The following is a 1,491-nucleotide window of genomic DNA, read 5'->3' on the forward strand; positions in this document are numbered from 1 at the left end:
AGCGACTTAACTCAAGGAAATCTTGTCGCAGGTTGGTGGCAGTTAGGGCCAAGCATCTACGTCAAGAAGATGATTGACCTAATCTTCACGCAAGCAGGATACAGGTACTCAAGCAACTTCTTCAATTCCGCAACCTTCGGCAAGTTGGTGCTGCCCTATGCGGCGGGAACACTAACGTCCAATCTTTCTGGGAGCAACATCTTTGCGCAAGCAACAGGCTCAGTCAGCGCATCACTTACAACTATCGCAAACCTCGAGTTTAGCCGTGATAATGTTAATCCTTATTACGACCGCCCAAGTTATTGGGTTGCATCTTCCAGCACGTTTCTTGCTCCAACGGTTCCTACCCGATGGAACATTCAGCTAAATTATATTGTCAGTGGAGTGACCTTTGGCCTTGACGGTATTGCTGGAGGTGACTTTGATATTTACAACACCGCTACAAGTTCAACTATTGCGCAAATAGGTACGGTTGACCTTACTCGTTCAAGCTATCCGTTTTCAGGTAGCATCCTCTTTGAGAATGTGACCATTCCTGCCAACGCTGTGGTAAAGTTTAGATACGATGAAACTGAAGGCGCAACGTTTGTAAGGTTTAATTCAGGTGGTACTGTTCAGTTCACTTGCCTCGAAAATCCTGTAAGCATTGGTGTGGTAGATATGCGCACCGCCCTGCCTGCTGACGTAAAGCAAGGCGACCTCCTTCAAGACCTGCAGAAGATGTTTAACCTGCACATCATGGCGGATTCCCAAGACCCGAAACTGCTGTACATCGAACCTTGGGTGGACTTCTACGCAAGCGGTGCTGTGGATTGGTCGCAAAAAGCCGATGAGAATGCCGAGCAGATTCTAACCAATGGCGACCCCAACGCAAGCACGAACCTGATATTCAAGTACAAGGATATGGGCGACTATTTGTCCAAAACCTACAAGCAATCTTATCCACTCGCCAAGGAGGGATACGGTGGTAAGCTATTCCCAACGCAGAACTTCTACGGCAAAGGTGACAAGGTGGTAGAAACTTCCTGCGGCACTTTGATTCCTGCGTCGTTCAGCACGGACATTGTTGCTGGCAGAACTTGGGATATAGAAGGCACTCTTTCAAGTGGAACGCTTAAGCCATTGCAGACAGGATATAGAATAGCGCAATATAACCTAAATACCATTGATAGGCCATGGCGATTCCAATATGGAGTTACAGGCACAACAGGGATTCCTCTTGCGGTTGATTTAACAAAGATGCCCTTCGTCAGCCACATCGACAACCCCTACGCTCCGACCTTCGACCTTGCCTTTGAGATTCCTCGGTTGGTGTACTATAACGCCGTGAATGCAAGCGGTAGCACCATCACCTACACGAACAACAACCTCTTCAACAAGTATTGGAAGAACTACGTCAACGAAACGGTGAGCAAGGAAGCCTTGCAGTTGGAATTGACCATGATGCTCTCCAGCGTGGACATCTACCAGCTTGATTTCCGCAAGCCCATC

At 48.0% G+C, this 1,491-nt stretch carries 1 protein-coding gene; it reads left to right on the forward strand.

From position 1 onward, the window contains the following. The coding region (locus tag EBS36_07430) for a hypothetical protein (GenBank protein NBU32979.1) at nt 1-1,491 on the forward strand (1,491 nt) is incomplete at both ends.

It is taken from the genome of Actinomycetota bacterium, assembly GCA_009923495.1.
Lineage (GTDB): Bacteria > Actinomycetota > Actinomycetes > S36-B12 > UBA5976 > UBA5976.